The sequence below is a fragment of the Pseudomonas sp. genome, from assembly GCF_028293835.1.
GTDB lineage: Bacteria > Pseudomonadota > Gammaproteobacteria > Pseudomonadales > Pseudomonadaceae > Aquipseudomonas.
Genome location: NZ_JAQGNX010000027.1, coordinates 16,393 through 39,105, shown reverse-complemented (window position 1 = coordinate 39,105; position 22,713 = coordinate 16,393). Strand labels below are relative to the sequence as shown.

At 56.1% G+C, this 22,713-nt stretch carries 19 protein-coding genes; 4 read left to right on the top strand and 15 right to left on the bottom strand.

The genetic code is table 11. The annotated features are described in order from the left end of the window. On the top strand, nucleotides 1-2,644 hold a 2,644-nt coding region (locus JWR17_RS03840), incomplete at its 5' end, for a glycosyltransferase (protein WP_299828475.1). 69 nt (nucleotides 2,645-2,713) lie between these two features. After that, complete coding sequence (locus tag JWR17_RS03835; protein WP_299828473.1) at nucleotides 2,714-3,730, top strand: LacI family DNA-binding transcriptional regulator; 1,017 nt, start codon at nucleotides 2,714-2,716, stop codon at nucleotides 3,728-3,730. Here JWR17_RS03835 and JWR17_RS03830 read toward each other — a convergent pair. From JWR17_RS03830 to JWR17_RS03780, 11 genes are all read right to left on the bottom strand, one after another. Then, complete coding sequence (locus tag JWR17_RS03830; RefSeq protein ID WP_299828471.1) at nucleotides 3,715-4,452, bottom strand: SDR family oxidoreductase; 738 nt, start codon at nucleotides 4,450-4,452, stop codon at nucleotides 3,715-3,717. The genes JWR17_RS03835 and JWR17_RS03830 overlap by 16 nt on opposite strands. A 73-nt stretch (nucleotides 4,453-4,525) precedes the next feature. Then, entirely contained in the window at nucleotides 4,526-6,058 is a 1,533-nt protein-coding gene (locus tag JWR17_RS03825) for an FGGY-family carbohydrate kinase (protein ID WP_299828477.1), read from the bottom strand. A 15-nt stretch (nucleotides 6,059-6,073) separates the two neighbouring features. Beyond that, on the bottom strand, nucleotides 6,074-7,159 hold the full coding sequence (locus JWR17_RS03820) for an alcohol dehydrogenase catalytic domain-containing protein (protein WP_299828470.1): 1,086 nt from the start codon (nucleotides 7,157-7,159) through the stop codon (nucleotides 6,074-6,076). A gap of 160 nt (nucleotides 7,160-7,319) precedes the next feature. Continuing rightward, nucleotides 7,320-8,315, bottom strand: a complete 996-nt coding sequence (locus JWR17_RS03815) for a ribose ABC transporter permease (RefSeq protein ID WP_299828469.1) — start codon at nucleotides 8,313-8,315, stop codon at nucleotides 7,320-7,322. Then, the gene (locus JWR17_RS03810; RefSeq protein WP_299828467.1) at nucleotides 8,278-9,789 is read right to left on the bottom strand and encodes a sugar ABC transporter ATP-binding protein; all 1,512 of its coding nucleotides are present in this window, start codon (nucleotides 9,787-9,789) and stop codon (nucleotides 8,278-8,280) included. The genes JWR17_RS03815 and JWR17_RS03810 overlap by 38 nt, the downstream gene beginning before the upstream one ends. Before the next feature lie 73 nt (nucleotides 9,790-9,862). Further along, nucleotides 9,863-10,789: a substrate-binding domain-containing protein gene (locus JWR17_RS03805; RefSeq protein WP_299828465.1), complete on the bottom strand. Its 927-nt coding sequence runs from the start codon at nucleotides 10,787-10,789 to the stop codon at nucleotides 9,863-9,865. Between the two features lie 319 nt (nucleotides 10,790-11,108). After that, complete coding sequence (locus tag JWR17_RS03800) at nucleotides 11,109-12,017, bottom strand: metal ABC transporter substrate-binding protein (protein WP_299828463.1); 909 nt, start codon at nucleotides 12,015-12,017, stop codon at nucleotides 11,109-11,111. Between the two features lie 43 nt (nucleotides 12,018-12,060). Further along, on the bottom strand, nucleotides 12,061-12,930 hold the full coding sequence (locus JWR17_RS03795) for a metal ABC transporter permease (protein WP_299828461.1): 870 nt from the start codon (nucleotides 12,928-12,930) through the stop codon (nucleotides 12,061-12,063). Next, nucleotides 12,927-13,697 carry an ABC transporter ATP-binding protein gene (locus tag JWR17_RS03790; protein WP_299828459.1) on the bottom strand — a complete coding sequence of 257 codons (771 nt, stop codon included), beginning with the start codon at nucleotides 13,695-13,697 and terminating at the stop codon, nucleotides 12,927-12,929. The genes JWR17_RS03795 and JWR17_RS03790 overlap by 4 nt, the downstream gene beginning before the upstream one ends. Then, nucleotides 13,694-13,825 carry a hypothetical protein gene (locus JWR17_RS03785; protein ID WP_299828457.1) on the bottom strand — a complete coding sequence of 44 codons (132 nt, stop codon included), beginning with the start codon at nucleotides 13,823-13,825 and terminating at the stop codon, nucleotides 13,694-13,696. The genes JWR17_RS03790 and JWR17_RS03785 overlap by 4 nt, the downstream gene beginning before the upstream one ends. Nucleotides 13,826-13,996: 171 nt before the next feature. Beyond that, complete coding sequence (locus JWR17_RS03780; protein ID WP_299828455.1) at nucleotides 13,997-15,016, bottom strand: branched-chain amino acid aminotransferase; 1,020 nt, start codon at nucleotides 15,014-15,016, stop codon at nucleotides 13,997-13,999. Between the two features lie 306 nt (nucleotides 15,017-15,322). On the opposite strand from JWR17_RS03780, the gene JWR17_RS03775 reads away from it, so the two are divergent. Beyond that, a complete protein-coding gene (locus tag JWR17_RS03775; RefSeq protein WP_299828453.1) occupies nucleotides 15,323-15,910 on the top strand; it encodes a hypothetical protein in 588 nt (195 codons plus the stop codon). 90 nt (nucleotides 15,911-16,000) lie between these two features. On the opposite strand, the gene JWR17_RS03770 is transcribed toward JWR17_RS03775, so the two are convergent. The 3 genes from JWR17_RS03770 to JWR17_RS03760 form a co-directional block, all read right to left on the bottom strand. Continuing rightward, entirely contained in the window at nucleotides 16,001-16,765 is a 765-nt protein-coding gene (locus tag JWR17_RS03770) for a glycosyltransferase (RefSeq protein WP_299828451.1), read from the bottom strand. A gap of 316 nt (nucleotides 16,766-17,081) precedes the next feature. Continuing rightward, entirely contained in the window at nucleotides 17,082-17,891 is an 810-nt protein-coding gene (locus tag JWR17_RS03765; RefSeq protein WP_299828449.1) for a formate/nitrite transporter family protein, read from the bottom strand. Nucleotides 17,892-18,294: 403 nt separating this feature from the next. Next, the gene (locus JWR17_RS03760) at nucleotides 18,295-19,581 is read right to left on the bottom strand and encodes an MFS transporter (protein WP_299828447.1); all 1,287 of its coding nucleotides are present in this window, start codon (nucleotides 19,579-19,581) and stop codon (nucleotides 18,295-18,297) included. A 182-nt stretch (nucleotides 19,582-19,763) separates the two neighbouring features. On the opposite strand from JWR17_RS03760, the gene JWR17_RS03755 reads away from it, so the two are divergent. After that, the gene (locus JWR17_RS03755) at nucleotides 19,764-20,750 is read left to right on the top strand and encodes an aldo/keto reductase (RefSeq protein WP_299828445.1); all 987 of its coding nucleotides are present in this window, start codon (nucleotides 19,764-19,766) and stop codon (nucleotides 20,748-20,750) included. Between the two features lie 189 nt (nucleotides 20,751-20,939). Here the strand turns inward: JWR17_RS03755 and JWR17_RS03750 are convergent, their stop codons facing one another. Next, nucleotides 20,940-22,220, bottom strand: a complete 1,281-nt coding sequence (locus JWR17_RS03750; RefSeq protein ID WP_299828444.1) for a putative porin — start codon at nucleotides 22,218-22,220, stop codon at nucleotides 20,940-20,942. Nucleotides 22,221-22,713: the final 493 nt, after the last annotated feature.

Genomic DNA, 22,713 nt, shown 5'->3' with positions numbered 1-22,713 from the left:
AAAAACCTGGCTGGAAGCACGTACCACCCCTGCCGCGCAACGCACGCTGGTTGATCAACGCCTGAGTTCACCTCTCGCGCCGGCAATGTTGATCGTCATCTCGGATTTCGAAAGCGGCCCCGGTAATTTGTTGGCCTCACTGGAAAGCCTGACCGGCAATGGGTCAGTATTTGCGAGACTCAGCGTTGCCGTCCTTTCCCCGCGCAATAACCTCCCCGACAGTGACCTCGGCGATAGGTTAATGTGGGCGCAAGCAACCCCAGATAACCGGGCACTGGTGATCAACGACTTGGTCGCACGGCAATCCGCGGTTGACTGGATAATGCTTGTTGATGCAGGCACAACGTTTATAGCCAGTAGTCTGCAAGCTGTGCTTCTTGGTTTGATGGCCGCGCCTGGGTCCCATGCGGCCTTTGCCGACGAATTGCATCAACAGCTCAACAATGCTCCAGGTCTTGTGTTGCGCCCAGACTTTAATCTCGACTATTTGTTGAGCTTTCCTATGGTCACCTCCCGACACTGGATTTTCCGCCAACCTGCTTTTCTCAATGCGGGCGGGTTCGACCCTAGCGTCCCTCAAGCGCTAGAGTTTGATTTGATTCTTCGCCTGATTGAAAGCTCCGGCATAAGCGGTTTCGCCCATATCAGCGAACCCCTTCTAATTTGCAGCGCGCCCCTCTCAGAACCAAGCCCGGACGAAATATCGACACTCCAACGCCATCTTCAAGTCCGCGACTACGAAAATAGCCACGTTCTTCAAACATTGCCACGGCGGTACCACATTCAGTATGGCCACCCGGCGAAACCGCTGGTCTCGATCCTCGTAACGACGAAGGGCCAGCTCAACAGCCTTGTTCGCTGTGTTGAAAGTATCTTTGAAAAAACAGCCTATCAGCAGTACGAAATCCTGATTGTCGATAACAACAGCAAAGAGGCTGACACCGTTGCCTGGCTTTCCGGGATCGAGAGCATGGGCAGCGATAAGATCAAGGTGCTGCGATACCCGTATCCTTTTAATTACTCGGCCATTAACAATATGGCGGCACGCCAGGCCAAGGGTGAATACCTGGTCTTGCTCGATGACCACACGGCGATCTTGCATAACACTTGGCTTGATGAGCTACTCAACCATGCCATGCGCCCGGAAGTGGGTATTGTCGGTGCGAAACTGTTGCTTGCCGATGGCCAGATACAACATGCCGGCGTAATCCTGGGCTTGAACGGGCCAACCAGAAACGTATTTCTGCATCAGCCGCAATCGGGCGCCAGTTACATGCAGCGCCTGGAAGTGGATCAAAATTACAGCGCTGTTTCGTCCGCCTGTCTGATGATTCGAGCCTCGCTTTTCCATGAAGTCGAAGGCCTGGATGAAGTGCAATTCAATGTATCGTTTAGCGGTGTCGACCTGTGTTTAAAGGTCGGCGCAAGCGGCCATCTGATTGTCTGGACGCCCCATGTATCGCTGCTGTACGAACCGAAAAACAGCGACACGGGCGAGAATGAAGCTGACACCCTGCGCCTGAAAGCCGAGGAAGAGGAACTGTATCGCAGGTGGCTGCCAATCATCAGCAGTGACCCTGCCTACAATAAAAATTTCTCCTTGAGCGGCGAAGATTTCAGCCTGCAATTCAACACCGACCTTAACTGGCGGCCTCTGTCCTGGCGCCCGCTGCCCGTGGTACTGGGCCATCCTGCAGCCCCATGGGACTCGGCGGCAAACCGACTGGTCAAGCCCTTTGAGGCATTACGAAATAACCTCAGCCTCGACGGTGCAATGACGCCACAGCTACTGTCCATAAGCGAACTGGCTCAATTCGCTCCCGACGCGGTGATCCTTCAGCGGCGCCTGGATGACGACAGCCTCGAAGCCATGCGTTTGATCAAAGCCTATTCAAAAGCGTTCACCGTCTACGAGTTGGACGAGTACCCGGTGTTCGCCAATGACTCAGACGGCTTGACGCAACGCCAGGCGCTTGATGCTTTAACCAAGGGCTTGCGCCTGGTTGACCGCCTCGTGGTGTCTTCGGCGGCGCTTGCCGATGCGCTGTCGAGCCTGCACTCCGACATCCGGATCGTGGAAGACCGCCTTGACCTGGGCTGGTGGCAAGGGCATGAATCGCAACGTCGCAGAGGCAAAAAACTGCGGGTTGGCTGGTCGGGAGACAGCAGACAATCCGATGACTTGCAACTGCTGACGGACGTGCTCAAAACTCTCGCCAATGAAGTCGAATGGGTGTTCATGGGAGCATGCCCGGCAGAGATGAGCCCTTATATTTACGAACTGCATCCCGAACCTTCTTTTGATTCCTACCCCGCCGCGCTGGCACGCCTGAATCTCGATTTGGCATTGGTACCGCTCAAACAAACGGTATCGAACGAATTCAGAAGCAATTTGATGGTGCTAAGGTACGGCGCCTTTGGAATACCGGTTATTTGTAGCGACATCCGTTGCTTCCAGGACGGCCTAAACGTTACGCGGGTCAAAAACACGACCGCTGACTGGGTCGAAGCGATTCGCGCCCACATCAACGACGTTGATGCGTCAGAGCGCATGGGTGATCAGCTGCATCGCCAAGTTATGGACGACTGGATGCTAGAAGGCAAACATCTCGATCATTGGCTGGCCGCATGGCTGCCTGGCTGATAGTGATAACGGCAATGTCTGGGTACACTCGTTCAGTTACCCGGACCTCTTCTAACCTCAAGCGACTCAATGAAAAAAATCCCAGTCAGTATCAGTGACATCGCCAAGCGGGTGAATATGACACCGACCACGGTGTCCCGGGCGTTGAACAAACCCGATCTGCTCAAGCCAGCGACACTGGCGCGAATTCTGGAAGTGGCCCGTGAACTCGATTACGTGCCGAACGCATTTGCCCGGGGCCTGAAGAGCAGCGAGAGTCAGATTCTCGGCGTGATCACCGCGTCTGTGGATAACCCGTTTTACAGTGTGATGATCAAGGCTATTTCCCGGGAAGCGAAGAAGCACGGCTACACCATCATGCTGGTGGACACGGACGGTCTGGAAGAGCTGGAAACCAAGGCCGTGGAAACGCTGCTGAGTTATCGCGTGGCCGGGATTATTTTGTCGCCGGTCTCGGATGAGCCGGGTTACCAGCCGGATTATCTGGCGCGCTTGAGTTCGGGCGAAACCCCAGTGGTGCTGCTTGACCGGGTGTTGCACGACAGTCCGTTCAGCCGCGTGGCTCTGGACAACTATCAGAGTGGTTTCAAAGGCGCGCGTTATTTGTTGGCGCAGAACCCGGCCATTGAACGCTTGCTGGTGCTGACCGGGCCGGAGCATTCGCAAATCAGCGAGCAGCGCTTACAGGGTTTTCGCGCAGGACTTGAGCAGCATGGCCAGCCGATTCAGGTCGACGTTTACCCTGGCGACTACACCCTTGAACCGGCCCATCAAGCCACCCTCGGCTACCTGGCCCATAGCCGACCGGATGCGATTTTCGGGTTTAATCAGTTGATTACCTTGGGCGCCATGAGCGCATTGCGCGACATGAACATTGCCCACGACAGCGTGGTGATTTGCGGCATCGACCGTTTGCCGTTCGCCGATATCTTCGGTGTACCGATTGCCTGCATCGCCCATGACGCCGAACTGGCGGGCACCAGCGCCGTAAGCCTGCTGATCAAACGCATGCGCCAGCCCCATGCGCCACAGGAGCAGGTGGTGATTGTCGGTGAACTGCAAACCGGCATTCAGCGGCTGGTGTAACCGCCGTCGATGGCCAGGCTGACGCCGCTGATCATTGATGCGGCTTCGCTAAGCAGAAACAGAATCGGTCGAGCGACTTCCGCTGTTTCGGCAAAGCGTCCCAAGGGAATGGCCGCCAAGGCCGGGTCACGTTTTTCCGGCGCACTCCAGACCTGTTGCGCCATGGGTGTCAGGGTCACGGTAGGGTTGACGCTGTTGACCCGAATCCCGAACTTGCCCCACTCGGCGCATTGCACACGGGTCATCGCATCCATTGCGGCCTTGGATGCGCAGTAGCTCAAATGGTCATCCAGCGCGACCAATGAGGCCTGGCTCGATACGTTGACGATGCTTCCGGCAATGCCCTCCGAGATCATGCGTTTCGCGACCCGGCCGGCAACAATCGCCGCCGCTCGGGCATTGACCGCCATCACTTGGTCAAACCCGTCGGCGCTGACTGAGTCGGCCGCTTCAAGACTGGCGATGCCCGCGCAATTGACCAGCCCGTGCATGGCGGGAAATGCCTCCAGCGCAACTTCCAGAGCAGTACTGTCGGCGATGTCCAGACGCGAGACGTGGCAACCCTGAGCTTGAAGTTGTTCCAACGCCTTGGGTTCGCGACCGATGGCAAACACTTCGGCACCCGCCGCGAGCAGTTGTTGAGCCACTTCCCAACCAATGCCGCTGCTGGCACCGGTCACCAAAATGCGTTGATCACTGAAGTCGAAATGTACCCGATGCATAACCCATACCTTTGAGTGCTTTTACAAAATGAAGTATCCGGTGGAGTCGCCTGTCTGTAGGAGGACCTACGGTTTATGCCTGTTGCAACCGATGCATGATCGGTTTGAGGGCCGGGTACAGGTTCAGGTATTCAGCGAAAGTGGCGTCGTAACGCGCGACGTTCTCAGCCTTTGGCTCGGCCCGCAGGCGCAGCTCGATCCAGCCTTCATCGACCTGACGGTCATCCACCAATCCCACGCTGTGCGCTGCTAATAATGCCGCGCCAATCGCCGCTTCAACGTCCTGAACGATGGTGTAGACCGGGTAGTGGGTGATGTCGGCGATGATTTGCATCCACAGGTCCGAATGGCTGGCGCCACCCACCACGATCAGCCGTGGGTCCAGGGAATGCGCCCCGCGCGCCCCGGCTTCGATGTTATGCCGCAGGGCAAAACTGACCCCTTCCAGCACCGCTCGATACAGGTGAATACGGCTGTGATACAGGGTCAATCCAACAAAACTGCCGCTGGCTTTGGCGTCCCAGATCGGGCTTCGCTCGCCCATCAAATACGGTAGAAACAGCAGCCCTTCGCTGCCCGCTGGGATCTTCTGCGCCAGGCGTTCGAGCAGCACATGGCTGTCTTCACCGCTCTCCCGGGCCTGCAGCTCTTCGGCCTGACAGAACTGCTCGCGAAACCAACTGATGGACGCCCCAGCGGTGATAGCGCCGCCAAAAATGTACAGGTCTTTTTGGCCGTTGTAGACATGGGGCATGCTCACCAGTCCGTGGCGCGCATCCACCTGTTGGTTCAGATAACCCCAGCACATGCTGGTGCCTATCATCGCCACGTGATTGCCCGGCTGAGTAACGCCCGCAGCAAAAGTCGCCATGGCCGCATCGACGCCGCCGGCCAATATCGGCATCCCCGGCGCTAAGCCCAGGCGCTGGGCCCAGTCATCAAGCAAACCGCCCACCGCTTCACCGGAATACAACAACCGTTGCGGCATCAACGTCAAGGGAATGCCCAATGCAGTCAGCATTTCCTCGGACCAGCGACGCTTGGCAACGTCGTAGACCCCGCCGATGTTGCCCGCCGAGCTATGATCTACCGCAATCTCCCCCGTCAGGCAGTAATTGATGTAGCTGTTGGGCGGCAGCAAGTAACGGGTTTTTCCCCATGCCTCAGGTTGCTGTTGCTTGAGCCAGAGGATCTTGGTGAAGCCGTAATAACTGTCCACCGAGTTGCCGGTGATTTCATACAAACGATCCAGATCGACATGTTGCCGCACCCAGTCGACTTGCTCTTCAGCGCGGCGGTCCATCCAGATCAGGCACGGGTGCAACGGTTGAATATCGGCATCCACCGCGATCCCGGAGCCACCGTACAGGCTGCTGATGCACAGCGCCTTGATCTGCTCTTTCGGCACTCCCGCCGTCTGCACGCATTGGGCGACGCAGCGTTCAACCGCATCGAGCCAGACCTGAGGCCATTGTTCGGCCCAGCGCAATTTAGGCGTATCAACCCGGTAACCCTGGCTGTGCTGGGCGATGATTTTGCCCGTGCTGTCGACCAGCAATGCCTTGGTACTTTGGGTACCGATGTCTACGCCGATTACATAGTTCATCATGGCGTTTGTGCCTTAGATAACGGGTTTCAACAGCACTTTGATCGACTTCACCGAGTCGGCCAGGGCAAAGGCTTCGGCGTAGTCATCAAGGCCAAAGTCGTGGGTGACGATCCCTTCGGAGGTGATCAAGCCGCGCTCGAACAAGTCGATGGCAATCGGGTAGCAATACGGCCCCAGGTGTGCGCCGCGGACGTCGAGTTCCTTGCGGTCGCCGATGATCGACCAGTCAGCGCTGGTTTCAGCACCGAACACGCTGAACTCGACGAAGCGACCCAGTTTACGAATCAGCTCCAGACCTTGGGTCACGCCCGCTGGTACGCCCGTGGTTTCGATGTAGACGTCGCAGCCGTAGTTGTCGGTGAGGCTGTTGATGATCGCCTTGGCGTTGTCCCGGGACGGGTTGATCACCACGTCGGCACCGAGTTTCAACGCCAGCTCCAGGCGTTCGTCGACCATGTCGATGACCACCAGTTTTTTCGGCGTTTTCAGCGCGGCTATTTGCACCATGCATAAGCCAAGGGTCCCAGCGCCGGCAATGACCAATACGTCGTCCAATTGGACGTCACCACGGTTGACCGTGTGAATGGCGCATGACATCGGTTCGATCAATGCCGAGTCTTCCAGGCTTACCGACTCAGGAATTTTATGCACGATGGCGGTCTTGGGGATGCGCATGTATTGCGCCATGCCGCCTTCGGCCACTTCGCGCTGGAAGCCAAAGATGTTATGCACTTCGCACATCCAATACTTGCCGGATTTGCAGAAGCGGCACTTTTCGCAGGGCACGATTTGTTCAGCAATTATTTTGTCGCCCACCTGCACGCCGAAGTGCTCTTCAGCGCCCTCGCCTACTTGTTCCACATAACCAAAAAATTCGTGGCCTGGCACCACCGGCGCCTTGACCCACGGGCTATCACCGCCCCAAAACATGGCCGCGCCGGAATGGCACTTACAGTCGCTGGCGCAAATACCGCAGGCTGCGATGCGAATCACCAACTCATTGACCCGTGCCTGGGGTTTGCTGATCTGCTCCAGGCGATAGTCCTTCGGTCCGTGGCAGACCACGGCTTGCATGGCTGTTTCAGTTTTATCGTTCATGAGGTTCTACCTTTATCGGCGTGTAGTTTTTGGATTTATTCTATTTAAAACCCAAGGAGCTGCCGAAGGCTGCGATCGACCGGGAACCGGTCGCCATCTTCAGATTGCTGAAGGCCGTACCGGCCTTATCGCAGCCTTCGGCAGCTCCTTGGGTCTAAGTTTATTTATGCCGCTGCCGGCTGATGTAGATCGCCAGCAAAATAATCCCGCCCTTGATCACGCTTTGGACGTAAGGCGACACACCCAACATGTTCAGGCCGTTGTTGAGGACGCCAAGCAACAAGGCGCCGACCAACGTGCCGAGAATTACCCCGCGCCCACCGGCAATCGATGCGCCGCCCAGGACCACGGCCGCAATCGCGTCGAGTTCGAAGGACACCCCGGCGTTGGGCTGGCCACTCATCAAGCGCGAGGTCAATACCAGCCCCGCCACGGCTGCGGTCAGGCCGCTGATGCCGTACACCAACAACTTGAATCTGGCTGCCCGCACACCTGACAGACGTACCGCTTCCTCGTTGCCGCCGATGGCGTAGATATAGCGCCCGATCCGCGTGTGTTGCAGCAGCACATAGGCGAACAGGTAAGTCAGCAACATGATCAATATCGGCACCTGAATCCCGAACAGGCTTTCACGGCCGAAAAAACCGAACCAGTCCGGCAGGCCGGAAATCGGGTAGCCATCGGTGTACATCAGGCCAAACCCACGGGCGATGCCCATGGTCGCCAACGTGACGATGATGGGCGGCATGTGCAGGTAAGCGACGAACAAACCGTTGCCTAGGCCGAACGCAATGCCGACCAGCATCCCGGCGCCGATTGCCAATGCCGGCGGGACCCCAGCGGCCAGCAAACCCGCCGTCAGGGTGCCGGACAAGGCCATCACCGGCCCCACTGACAAGTCGATGCCACCGGTGAGAATCACGCAGGTCATGCCCACGGCGATGATCGCGTTGATCGACACCTGACGCCCGATGTTCGCCAAGTTAGCCGACGTGAGAAATTTGTCGCTGGCAAAAACCATCACCAGGGTGACGATCACTAGACCCACGAACGGCAAGAATGCCGGTGAGCGCATGAGCCTCGCCAGATTAAGGCGTAGCCCCGCGCCGCCGAGGGTATTAATGGACGTATTCACGTTGAGTGTTCCCCGTTGCATGGCGCATGACCTCTTGCGGATTGACGTCGGACGATTCCAGTACGCTGACGATCGCCCCTTTGTGGAACACCGCGACGCGGTCACACATGCCAATGATTTCGGGCAGTTCCGAAGAAATCATAATGATTGCGAACCCTTTCTCGGTGAGCTTGCGCATCAATGCGTAGATCTCGGCTTTGGCACCTACATCGATCCCACGGGTTGGTTCGTCAAACACCAGGATGTCGCAGTGATGATTAATCCAGCGCGCAATCACCACCTTCTGTTGATTGCCGCCGCTGAGGTTGAACACCCGGCTTTCGCAGCTGGGCGCTTTGATTGCCAACTGACTCATCAGACCTTGAGTGGTATTGGTTTCCAGCCCCGTGTTCAGCAGGCCGCCACGGTGCTCGTACTTCTTCAGGTTATTCAGGGAAATGTTTTCGCGAATACTGAAATCGACGATCAGCCCTTCGCTTTTGCGGCTTTCCGGGAGCAAACCAATGCCCAGGGCCAACGCCTCGGCCGGATCGCGCAATGCCACGGGCTGCCCGCGCAGCAGCACTTTTTTAGCCACCACCGGAATGGCGCCCATGACCCCGAGTGCCAATTCGGTACGGCCCGAACCGACCAAGCCGGCGAAGCCCAGAATCTCGCCCTGATGCAGATCGAAACGGTTGTGCGGACCGTTGCGGGTGAGCTGAATGTCGTCCACTTGCAGCAGCACCGGCCCGCGCGCGGTTTGCGATTTGGGTGGAAAACCGTTGACCAGGCGACGGCCAACCATCATCTCGACGAGCCGGTCAATGTCGCTGTCAGCGACTTCGGTCACGCCGACGTTTTTGCCGTCGCGCAGCACACTGATGCGGTCACACACTTGGAAAATCTCTTCCAGGTGGTGCGAGATAAAGATCACTGCCACGCCTTGGCGTTTGAGCTGGCGCATGATGTCGAACAGCAGTTCGGCCTCACGTGGAGTCAAGGTTGCCGTGGGTTCATCAAGCACTAATAACCGCGCATCAAGGTTCAAGGCCTTGGCGATTTCGACGAATTGTTGCTCGGCCACGCTCAGGGCTTTAACCGGGCAGTCCAGATCGATGGTGACCCCGAGACGGTCCAACAACTCCTGCGCCTTGGTCTGCATAGCGTGCTTACGTAGCAGGCCAAAACGATTGACCCATTCATGGCCGAGAAAAATGTTTTCCACCGCATTGAGGTACGGGATCAGGCTGAATTCCTGAAAGACGATGCCGATGCCGGCCGCGATTGCGTCGTTATAGGTCGCAAATTGCTGGGCCACGCCATCCATCAGGATAGTGCCTTGGTCCTGATGTTCAACACCGACCAGGATCTTCATCAGGGTCGATTTACCTGCGCCGTTTTCGCCCAGCAACGCGTGGATTTCTCCACGCTCGACTTGCAGGTTGATCGAGCTGAGCGCCTGCACGCCGGGGTAACTTTTACAGATGTTTTCAAGCTTCAGAAGACTGCTCATGCTCAGGTGCTCCGCGCCAATACTTCAAGGTCGTAAGGCCCTGCTCCGTGAACTGCCACGGAGCAGGCGTCGCTTACCAGCTGAAGTCTTTTGCCTTGCTCTGATCGATCAATGCGATGTCCACCGGAATCGTGGCGGGCACTTGTGCGCCCCACTTCTTCGCCAGCGCAATACCTAACGCCAGACGCACCTGGTCACGTGGATATTGTGCGGAGGTGGCGATGAACTTGCTGCCCGGTTTGAGAATGGCTTTGATCGCTTCTGGCGCGCCGTCAACGCTGACCAGTTTGACGTCAAGCCCGCTGGCTTCGATGGCCGAAAGAGCACCCAGCGAACCGGTGTCGTTGACGCTGAACAAGCCTTTAAGCCCCGGCTGCGCCTGGAGCATGTTTTCAGTCACGGTCAGCGCCTGGTCACGCTCTTGCTTGCCGTTTTGGATACTGACGATTTTGATTTTCGGGTGTTTGGACAGTGCATCCTTACAACCTTTGACGCGATCAAGAATCGGCACTACCGCAATGCCATCGAGAATCCCTACATCACCGGCATCGCCGATGTGCTGGGCCAGGTATTCACAGGCCTGGTAGCCGGCGTCAACGTTTTTCGAACCGACGAATGAATCCAGCGGACCCTTCGCCTGGGCGTCAACGGCAACGACTACGACCCCGGCTTTGTGTGCGGCTTCGACAGCTGATTGCACACCGACGGAGTCAGTCGGGTTGATCAGCAGAATATCGATGCCTTGTTGCAGCATGTCTTCTATGTCACTGACCTGTTTCGACACATCATGACCGGCGTCAGTGACGATCAATTGCGCACCAATGGTTTTGGTCGCGTCGGTCAACGCGTCCTTCATGGTGACGAAGTAGGGATTGTTGATTTCCTGGAAGGACACACCGATTTTCAGCGGGCCGGTCTTGCTGTCGGCAAAAGCACCCGTGGCGATGCCACAGCTGATGCTTAACGCCAGTAAACACAGAGCTTTAGGTAGCTTTACCATGGGCGATTTCCTTCTTGTTTTTATTTTTTTGGCAAAATGTCATCGTTAACATTTTGAAACAAGGTAGCAAAGGAATGTGCGGTCAGCAAGACGGCGGAAGAAGGATTTTCAGGGGTGAGTGATGGCGAATCGGAGCTATTGCGGGGTCGATTTGAGGATATTCAAGGGTTTAGTCAGCGGTAGTTCGAGCAAATAATTTGTCAAAATCCGACGGAAGCGGATCGATGGTGGAACCCTTATCGTAGGAGCCAACGTGTTGGCGAGCGTTTGATTTTCGGACGCTTCGCCAACAAGTTGGCTCTTACAGGTGGTGTTGGGGCTATTTAGCCGAAGGCACTTTACCTTGCATCGCCGCCGTCAGTTGATCGACGTTGTAGCGAAACATCTGTGCATAAGTGGCTGCCGGCCCGTCCGCAGGAGACAGGGCTTCGACGTACAACTCCCCGCCCGGTTGGGCACCGCTGGCGGCCGCGATTTGTTTAACCAGGCGTGGGTCACCGGAATTTTCGAAGAAGTAGGCACTGACGTGCTCGTTCTTGATCTGGCGAATCAGTTTGGAGACATCAGCAGCCGACGGTTCTGCTTCGGTGGAGAATCCCAGCGGCGAGAGGAAGGTCACGCCATAGGCGTCGCCGAAGTAACCGAACGCATCATGGGACGTCAGGACTTTGCGCTGGGCAGCGGGGATGGCCTGCACTTGGGCGCGGGCATAGGCGTCGAGTTCCTGTAGCTGAGCGATGTAACGGTCGCCGTTGGCCTGATAGACACTGGCGCCTTCGGGGTCGGCTTGCTTCAGGGCGGTGATGATATTGCCCACGTAGATTACGCCATTGGCAGCACTGTTCCAGGCGTGGGGGTCGGTGATGCGTTTGCCGTCTTCCTCCATGCTGCGGGTCTTGATGCCGGTGGACAACACCACCGGCTCACCTCGGTAACCGGACGCTTTGATCAAACGGTCCAGCCAGCCCTCCAGGTGCAAACCACTGACGAAGGCCACGTCAGCCTTTTTCAACGCCTGCGCGTCAGCCGGTGTTGGTTCGTAGACGTGGGGATCGCCATTGGGGCCGATCAGCGAGGTGACATGTACCCGATCGCCGCCAACGGTATGGACCATATCGGCAATCACGGTGAAGGAAGCCACTGCTTCCAGGGTTTTAGCCGAAGCGAAACCAGAAAATACGGACAGCACAATGGCTGCCATGGCGCCCGATAGCATTGGTTGTTTCATGGTAATCCCTGCTGTGGTGTTAGAAAGCGGCGTTAAAAATCGGTTAGTTGGCCAAGTGTGGTTTGGGGAATAATCGACGCAAAATTCCGCTGCGCCCGAACAACAACGAGAAGCCGTAAAACGCGCTGGCAGTGAGCACGATGGCCGGACCGGAGGCGACGCCCAAGTGGTACGACACGATCAATCCGATGAGACCGGAAAGCGTGGCCACCAAGGTTGAAATCATCATCAATGCACTTAAGGACGTCGCCCAAAAGCGTGCTGCGGTGGCCGGGAGCATCATCATCCCGACCGCCATTAAGGTTCCCAATGCCTGGAAACCGGCCACCAGATTAAGCACCACAAGCAGCAGAAACAGCACGTGATAAAGCGAACCGCGACCACCCACCGCTCTCAGGAATCCAGGGTCGAAACACTCCAACACCAAAGGCCGGTAGATCAGCGCGAGCAGGATCAGGGTGAACGAGGCAATCCCGCCGACCATGTAGATTGCGCTGGAATCAATGGCGAGAATGGTGCCAAACAGGACGTGCAGCAGGTCAACGTTGGAGCCGTGCAATGAGACGATCAGTACCCCGGCCGCCAGCGACGTCAGGTAAAAACTGGCGAAGCTGGCGTCTTCGCGAAGGGCCGTGAGGCGACTGACCAGCCCGGACAACAGCGCCACTGCCAGACCCGCGATCAATCCGCCAAAGCCCATGGCCGGAAGCGACAGCCCGGCGAACAAGAAGCCCACCGCTGCTCCCGGCAATACGGCGTGGCTCATGGCATCGCCGACCAGGCTCATGCGCCGTAGCATCAACAGCACGCCCACTGGCCCAGAGCCAATACCCAACGCCAGGCACGCAACCAAAGCGCGGCGCATGAAACCGAACTCCACGAAGGGCTCGACGAGCGTTGTATAGAGCATCATGAGCGGTCCCCATCGACGTCGTTGTCATCGTCATGGCTGCCGCACAGGTTCGCGTCTGCGCTCCAAAACTCGGCCATGTTGCGGGCCTTGCGCAGGTTTGCGACGCTCAACACCTCAGCAGTGGCGCCCCAGGCGATGCTCTCGCGAGCCATCAGCAAGGTTTGTGGAAAGTGCTGGCGGACCTGCTCAAGGTCGTGAAGCACGGCGATCACCGTGCGACCCTGACCGTGCCAGATGCGAACCAGCTCCAGCAGATCGCGGGTGGTGCGCGCATCAATGGCGGTGAAGGGTTCGTCGAGCAAAATCACTGCCGAATCTTGCAGTAACAACCGAGCAAACAGCACCCGTTGAAATTGCCCGGAAGACAGCGAGCCGATGCTGCGTGTTTCAAATCCTTCCAGACCCACGGCGAGCAAAGCGTCTTGAGTGCGCTTGCCTTGGTCACGGCTCAGGCCGCGAAAAGGCCCAATGCTGCGCCAGGCACCCATGGCCACGGTGTCAGACACACTCAGCGGAAAGCTGCGGTCGATCTCCGCCGCCTGGGGCAGATAACCCAGGGCACGCGTGGCCATTTTGCCGAGGTCGACTCTTCCAGCGGCCGGCTTCATGGTGCCTGCGATGGTTTTGATCAGGGTTGATTTGCCAGCACCATTAGGCCCGACGATGGCCGTCAGGCTGCCCGCCTCGAAGCGCCCACTGATGTGGTGCACCGCAGGGCGACGCTCGTAAGCGACGGTGAGATTGTCTAACGCGATAGCGGCGCTCATGGCACGGCCACCGCCCAAACGATGGCCAGCCACAGCAACACGAGCATGGCCAGCGCCAGCAGCACCCGTTTCCAGGCAGATTGGGCCAGCACTGAACTGACAATAGACGGAGCGAGGGGTGCTTTCACGGGAACAGAACCTGACACGATTTGTTATAGTATTACATAACTCTTCGAGTTTGGTTCCAGATGTTTCAAAAAAACATTCAAGGGCAAATCAAACCTGTGGGAGCTGCCGAAGGCCGCGATTTCCGTGGTCTATCGCAGCCTTCGGCAGCTCCTACAAGCGAGGCGGTAACATCAGACCTTAACGATCCAGCCTTCAGGCGCTTCGATATCACCCGATTGCACACCGGTCAGTTCGTTGTAGAGCTTTAGGGTGATCGGCCCCACTTCTTCCTGACTGAAGAACACGTGGAGATTGTCGTTGTAATCAATCCCACCGATTGGTGTGATGACCGCAGCAGTGCCGCAGGCGCCAGCTTCTTTGAAGTCGCTCAGGCGGTCGATGAATACGTCGCCTTCGACGACCTCGAGGTTCAAGCGGGTTTTCGCTAACTCGATCAGCGACAACCGGGTAATGCCTGGCAACACCGATGGCGACTTCGGCGTCACGAACACGTTTTCGTGGGTAATGGCGAAGAAGTTGGCAGAACCTACTTCTTCGATTTTCGTATGTGTCAGTGGGTCCAGATAAATGCAATCGGCGAAATTCAGTTTTTTGGCTTGGGAGCCCGGCAACAGGCTGGCTGCATAGTTGCCTCCGACCTTGGCGGCACCGGTACCGTTAGCGGCAGCACGGTCAAAACTGGAAATCTTGAAATTATTCGGCTTCAGGCCGCCTTTGAAATAGGCGCCCACCGGCAAGCAGAAAATCGAGAAAATGAACTCGGGTGCTGTGCGCACACCGATGTTATCGCCCACGCCGATCACAAACGGGCGCAGGTAGAGCGCGCCGCCAGTGCCGTACGGAGGAATAAAGCGCTCGTTGGCGAGTACGACTTTTTTGCAGGCTTCGATGAAATCTTCGGTGGACACGTGCGGCATCAACAACCGCGCGCAACTGCGCTGCATGCGCATTGCATTCTGATCAGGGCGGAACAGGTTGATTGAACCGTCCTTGCAACGATAGGCCTTCAGACCTTCGAAGCATTGCTGACCGTAGTGCAGAGCCGTAGAGCCTTCACTGATGTGCAGCACGTTGTCTTCGGTCAGCGTCCCTTCCTGCCAGGCGCCATCACGCCAGTTCGACAGATAACGCAAATCTGTTTTGATGTAGTCGAAACCCAGCTTGTCCCAATTCATGCTTTCGTAACTCATGACACCCTCTACCTTTAAAGACCGCCTGAATAACCCAAGCTTTTCGTTTCTGTCTGTGGCAACAACAATACGTTATTCCGGGGCCAATTCGCATCTACTCAATAGCGTGGTTTGTCGTATCGGGATGAGGCCATGCGTAGGGAGCGGTTCACCTATGGCGCGTTTGGGCCTATTCTTGACGTTATGTACGACAAACTCCCGACCATGACGGCGGTCAGGAGCATGCCTGCACATGTCCCTATGAGGACGGGAAGAATCAAGGCAAGGCAGCAAAAACGGCCGTAGCGGAATTTTTTGGCAGACATCATGAACATTAATTCGATTAAACGTTTTGTTCTTGCAGGGGTAATGGTGCTTGGCGCAGGGGTTTCTGTCCCGGCTGTTGCGCAGGGCGGCGGCGGATGGCATGGAGGTGGCGGCGGTGGTTATCACGGCGGTGGCGGTGGCTACCATGGTGGCGGCAACTACTACCATGGCGGTGGCGGCTACTACCACGGTGGCGGCTATCACGGCGGTGGCTGGGGAAGCAGCGGTTGGTGGGGGCTGGGCATCGGTTTAGGCGTGGGCTACGCGGCGGCAACGTATGCCAATGCGTATTACTACCCGTCTTATCCAGCCTATTACTACCCAGCGCCAGGCTATTACTACCCAGCGCCAGGCTATTACTACCCGGCTACGGCTTATTACCCGGTGGCTCAGCCAGCGCCAGCGGTAGACCCCTACGACCAGCCGCCTGCGTCTGGGCCCGCTGCAGCCGCGGCTCCGCCGCCTATGTCTCAGGCGTCCAATTGGTATTACTGCGTCCCAACCAAGGGTTATTACCCTAACGTGCGTCAATGTTCCGAACCTTGGCGCATCGTCCCGGCTACCCCGCCAGGGCGAATCACTAACTGACCGGTCTGGAGCGATCAATCGTCAAGACATGCAGGACTGAATAGTGCCACCTAATCGTGCCCGGCTGATGCCGGGCTTGGTTGATAGCTACTATTTTGCTACGCCTTTCATCAACTGCTCATAGACCTTGACCCTGCGGTGATTACCGGCATACCCGCCCACAGCGGCAACTGTTCCGCTTTGAAGGTGATCAAGGAAACCAAACAACTTCCGTGGCGATATGAATTTGATCGTATAACCGAGCGCCACCATTTTATCCTGCAACGCATAACCGGGATTACGATCATCCATCAAAAATTGCAACCCGTGTTTTTTTACCAGCCGCACGTTCCATAGCGCACAAAAACTCTTCAGGTGCTTTTCCATAAAGGGTTTCGGCGCTTTGGCTTTTATGCCCAACGCTTGAAAAATTCGACGCGAGTAATGTTTTATACAGCGCGAAACCAAGCGCCAGGCAGATCGACCCACGCCCCGATTCAACTGTTCGACACAACCCACTGCCGCAACTTCTCGTGGACCTGAACAGTGACTGAGCATCATGTCAAATACAGACAGGTCATAGACGAATGTGTCCGTGTGCAATAAAAACACATAGTCTGTTTTTACCTGTTCTAACGCGAGGTCCAACGCTCGCCCATGGGCAACGCTGCCGGCCTCCGGTCCAACTTTTTCGCGTTCGATGAGTGTGATCCAATCCAGCGTACGCAAATATTCAATACTGGCGTCAGCGGAATAATTATCCACGACCAACACAGGGACACCCCAACTGCGCATTCCATCGCGCAACAAATCCAGACATGCCTTGGTCAGTTCGAGTGACTTGTAATTAACTAATATAATACTGAAATTTTTCATAGCCCGATTAATCAAACCTGAATATAGGACGCTCGTAACCATCAGCGCACCTTAAATTTAAGCGATCAGTCGTGACAGCTGTGTCAGGCAAATGAGAAAAATGTGTCGTTACAAAAAAAGTATGAACAACGCCTATAAACGTAGGCCGGTGAAATATTGTAGAAATATAAACTTTAGTTTACTTAAATAAAAGTTTATATAACCCGGATATTTTGCATTGTTTTGCCCTAAACCGAAAAACCCTGACAGGATGGACCTGAGCAGGGCTTTTTTTTATAGCGGGTTCGACAGCGCAGTTCAAAGCAGCCGACGGGTTTTATATTTTCGTCGCGCTGTATTCGATCAGTGCCGCTTGGTCAGCGGTGCTTTTGCTGTACGACACATAGTAAGCCAGGCCGACGAAAACGGCCCCGCCGACCGCGTTGCCGAGGAACACGGCAACGAAATTTTCGACAAACTGGCTCCAGCTCAGGGCATCAGCAAAAATGGCGGCCGGGATCAGGAACATGTTTGCGACCACGTGCTGGAAGCCGATGGCGACAAAGGCCATGACCGGGAACCAAATCCCAAGGATTTTGCCCGCCACGTCTTTGCTGGCGTATGACAACCAGACTGCCAGGCACACCAGCCAATTGCAGCCAATACCCGAGATGAATGCCTGACCGAAGTCGGCGCTGACTTTAGCCGTCGCTGCGGCCACGGTCTTGGCCATGTACGGGCCTTCGGTGAGGCCCAGCAGATGGCCGAAAAAATAGGCGACAAACAGCGCGCCGAGCAGGTTGGCAATGGTGACCAATAGCCAGTTACGCGCCACCGCAGAGAGCTGGATTTTACCGGCAAACATCGCCATGGGCAGGCTCATCATGTTGCCGGTGAGCAGTTCGCCGCCCGCCAGAATGACCAGGATCAAGCCGGTGGGAAACACCGCCGCGCCGAGTAGATTGCCCAACGACGCCCATTGCGCGGGGATCATGGTGCTGACGTGGATATCCAGCAAAAAGCCCAGGGCAATGAAAGCGCCGGCCAGGAATCCAAGAATCAGCACTGAAAGCGTGGGCAGGTGAGCTTTCTTCACGCCGGCCTGGACAGTCAGTTCGGCGATTTGTGGGGGTGTAAATATGGGCATCGTGAAGGTCTCGGGCTGGACGGCAACAAAAAAGCAACGCGCGGAGACGGCGTGACCCATGGTAATGCCGGAAAGTTTAGGTTTTTAGCGTCCAGTCTTGATGCGCGACTTGTGTTGAACAAGACGGCAGGTCCCATGTGTGTCGGCAGGAAAATATTGCTGAAGCTATGGCCCGGCCGACGAGGCTGCGGCGGGCACTATCAGTTCATCGACTGAATTGATGAGCAAGCTAACTGAGTCGAATTGCCGCAGTCCAATCGCTTGTACCAATGGACTGATCGACCGCCTCTATGGGCAGATCTTCGAGCCCGGAATCAGGGGGCGCGTAAGGCGCACGCGCAAAGCGGTGCGCCGCTCGATGATCAGCGGGTCGATGAATCGGCTTGAAAAATGGACGGCTGCGTTAAGCGGTTTTCGTTGCCCTTAGTGGCGTAATAATCAGCAACGCTACTAGCCCGGCGACAATACACAGCAATCCGGCAATGAAAAATGAGGGGATGTAGCTGGCCAATACCGTTCGCATCAGCCCGGCCCCATACGCCGCGAACGCGCTGCCTATCTGGTGACCCGCGAATATCCAGCCGAAGACCACGTTGGCCCGCTCGGGACCAAATTTGGCAGCGGTGAGTTTGATGGTGGGTGGCACGGTGGCGATCCAGTCCAGACCATAGAGTACGGCGAAGATAGACAGGCCGAACACGGTAAAGTCGGTATACGGCAGAAGCATCAATGACACGCCGCGAAGGCTGTAATACCAGAACAAAAGCCAGCGATTGTCGTAGCGGTCAGACAACCAACCGGAACCCACCGTCCCGAAGAAATCAAAGAAACCCATCAGCGCCAAAATCCCGGCCGCACTGGTGGCAACCAGCCCAAAATCACCGCACATGGTAATGAAGTGAGTCTGGATAAGGCCGCTGGTGCTGGCGCCGCAGATGAAAAAAGTGGCGAATAAAATCCAGAATGTTCCCGATGTCGACACGTCACGCAGGACCAATAACGGTGTGGCCAGCATAGAAAGCAAACTGCCTTTGACCACCGGAGCGTCGACGATCTCGGCGTCCCCGTATAACGGTAATCCCAGGTCAGCCGGCCGATCACGCATCAGCATAATCACCGCGAGCATGGCAAAGGCCAAGGCGCAGCAGATGAATCCCAGCGCAGTTCTCCACCCGTAATGCTCAGTCAAACTGGCGAGCAACGGCAGAAAAATCAGTTGGCCGGTTGCAGAACTGGCCGCCAGCAGGCCGATGATCAGCCCGCGGCGAGCGGAAAACCAACGGGTCGCCACCGTGGCACCCAAGACCATGGCGGTCAGGCCTGTGCCAAGTCCGACCACAACGCCCCACAGCATCACCAACTGCCAAAACTGGGTCATAAACAGCGACGCGATCAACCCGCTCATGACGATGATCAGCGCCGTCACCATCACCTTGCGCATACCAAAATAGTTCATGAACACCGCGGCGAACGGTCCCATTAATCCAAACAAGACGAACCTGATGGCAAGCGCCGAAGAAATCTCGGAGAGGTTCCAGCCAAACTCTTTTTGCAGCGGGACGATAAAAACGCCTGGCGCACCCACCGCACCTGCCATGACTAACATGGTCAAAAACGTGACAGCGGCAACGACCCAGCTGTAATGGATTTCACGGCGCGCCAATGATGCCGCCAAAACGGGAGAAAGCATCCAGAGAATCCTCAATAGTTCGTTTACCTATAGGTAGGGAAATATGAGGCACGGCGTGCAGCGGGTCAATGTGGCTTTTAAAATAAAAGCGTTGAAAAAAACCATAGCCGGCGCGATAGTCAATTCAACTTGGAGTGTTTTTTAGCCGTATTGAAACCACTTAACCTTATGAGGGCAGTTCAATGAGTCTCAACGATAAAATCCAGGGAAAGCTCGGTTTCGGCGCAGCGCCCTTGGGCAATATGTTCCGTGCTATCACCGAGGAAGAGGCTGCGGCCACGGTACAAGCTGCGTGGGATCAAGGTATTCGCTACTTCGATACGGCTCCTGTTTACGGTGCGGGCCTTTCTGAACTGCGCTTGGGCAAAGCATTGGCCGGTATCGACCGCAACCAATACACCCTCAGCACAAAAGTCGGGCGACTTATCTCCAAAGAGACCGACGACTCAGCCCGATCCGGTCCGTTCAGCCATGGGCTGTCAAACAAGATCGAAACCGATTATTCGGCAGACGCCACCTTTCGCTCGATAGAAAGCAGCCTTCAACGTCTCGGAACAGACCGGATTGATATCGTATTTGTCCATGACGTTGCCCAGGACGCTCACGGTGACGAATGGGTCGAGCATTTCAACATCGCTCGCAAAGGCGCATTCAAGGCGCTGAATCGCCTGAAAGACGAAGGCGTCATCAAGGCATGGGGCTTGGGGGTCAACCGCGTTGAGCCGTGCGAAATCGCCCTCGACCTGACCGAAGCCCAGCCTGACGGTTTTCTCCTGGCCGGCCGCTACACACTTCTGGACCACGCCCTTCCCCTTCAGCGCCTGTTTGAAAAAGCCAAACTCGCTAACGCCGAATTCGTTGTTGGTGGCCCTTATAGCTCTGGCGTGTTGGTCGGAGGCAAGCACTTTGAATATTCCGAAGCGTCAGCGCAAATGCTTGAAAAAGTCAGGCTGATCACCGAACTGGCTGCCCGCCATCACGTGAACATCAAGGCAGCAGGTTTACAGTTCGCGTTAGCCAACCCTTTGGTTGCAGCGGTGATCCCTGGTGCGAGCCGTCCTTCAAGGATTGCAGAAGACGTTGAAGCTTTTCACGCTACGGTGCCTGACGAGTTCTGGCTGGCCATGAGAGAACATGGGTTCATTTCACCTGCCGCGCCGCTGCCTTGATCCGCTGAGGGAGTGAACTCATTCGCGCGAGCGTGCGGCGTCAACGACGGGGTGGAAGCGTGCGTGTTGGATATCGAGTTGCGGGATGTCAGACAGGCGGGAACACAAAGGAGGCGTTGATGAACCGACGGATGAAAGGGGTCGGTCCACCAACGCCAAAACAGCGGGGAGTGATTACAGCTTAAACAGTTAGAACTTTGCTTCTACATCCAGTTGCAGGGTGTTGGCGTCCGCATCTTTCTGAGAGGCGACAGCGTAGTCGGCCTTGGTCAGGAAGTAAGTTGCGCCGACCGCGAAGTTCTTGTCGATGTCGTAGCTCACCTTCAGCTTGTGACCGCGCGAGCCGGTGGTGCCGTTGGCGAAATCGGAGTCGGTGAAGGCGCCGACTACAGCGTTACGCTGAGTGTCGCGATAGTTGTAGTCCAGCCCAAAACCAAACACTTTGGTCTTCACGCCGGTCAGCCAACCCGTGTCTTCATCACTGTCAGTGGCGTTGTTGACTACGTACTGGCCATACACCGACAGCGGAACGGCCAGGCCTTTGATGTCTACCTGGCCGAAGCCTTCAAGCAAACGGAATCGGTCGGTGTTGTTACCATTGACCGACAAGGCTGCGCTGTCTTTGTCGTTTTGGTATTGATAAACGCTGCCGCCCAGAGTGACTTTCAGAGCGTCGATCGGCGTGAAGCGAGCACCCAACTGGCCGGCGTTCAAACGCAGGTCATTCTTGAACTGCGTACCGTCACCGTCGATGTTGTCCTTGAGCGTATAGTTACCGGCGCTGCCGAACAGCTCGAAGTCCTTGCTGACTGGGACGCTATAGGTCGCGGCCAGACCTTCCGGATTGATGTCGCTGTCCCAGATCATGTCACCCATGCTGACCCACGGCTGGCTCATCTTGCCGCCGATGAGGTGCAAGTTCTGAATCGCCGTTGGGTGGTAGTCGATGTAGCCCTGATCCAGCCACAGGTCCTTCTTGACGAAGTAGCCGTCCAGGTCCTGGTTGGTCGAACGGGCGTCGTTACTGCCGCCGGTGGCGATACGGATGCCCGTGCTTACTTGGGGATTGATTTCGGTATAGGCGCCCAAGCGAGCACGAATACGCTGGCGGTCCTTGTCCTGGCTGTTGGTCTGACCATCGATTTTGATGGTCTCCTGACGCACCCGCACGTCGCCCTTGAACTGAGTCTTCGCCGCCCACGCAACTTTTTGCTCGAACGCGCTCAGGTCGGCTGATTTAGTTTGAACAGCGGCGATCTGCGCAGTCGTCTGCTGCTGCGCCAGTTGCTGAGCCTGCTGGTCTTTGGACAGTTCGGTCTGGAGTTCAGCGTACTGGGCTGAAGAGATCGACCCATTGGCCTTTAGCATTTCGAGCAACTTGGCGTCGACTGCGGCACTGGCAGGAATGCTGATAGCCAACAGCAGGCCACCGTACAAGGCTGTCGCAGTTTTAGTGGAAGCAAAACGCATATAAATCTCCGTAACAGAGCAAAGCTCAAGAGTCATTCAAACGACTAACGACCGAAGCGGTATTAGTATTGCTGAGGGACCGAGGGGGTGAAAAACTGGGGCCATTATTACGAGGGTTTGTGACAGAACTGTTTCTATCTAGTGGTGTCCGAGTTTTTATTTTCATCTTGCAAGGCTTGGTTTAGAGCCTTTGTACATTCTATACGCGCGCACTAGACAAGAAATAATTTGCAAACTATTTTTTTAAAAAAATGTATTGTTACAATTAAACACCGATCTTTACTTATATAAATTTCCAGCAGTACAACGGAGCCTGGCGCGATTTTAGTTGCTTCGGTGTGCGCAAGGATCCGCTCTCAAGCCAGTAAAAACCCGCACACTACGGGAGCGAATCAGACGACCCTTGCTGATGGCCCGTCAGAACGATCATGCTGTGGCATACCTCAGCGGCGCGAGCCTTTGCGGCTAATGCTGAAAATGTCACGTTCTCTAT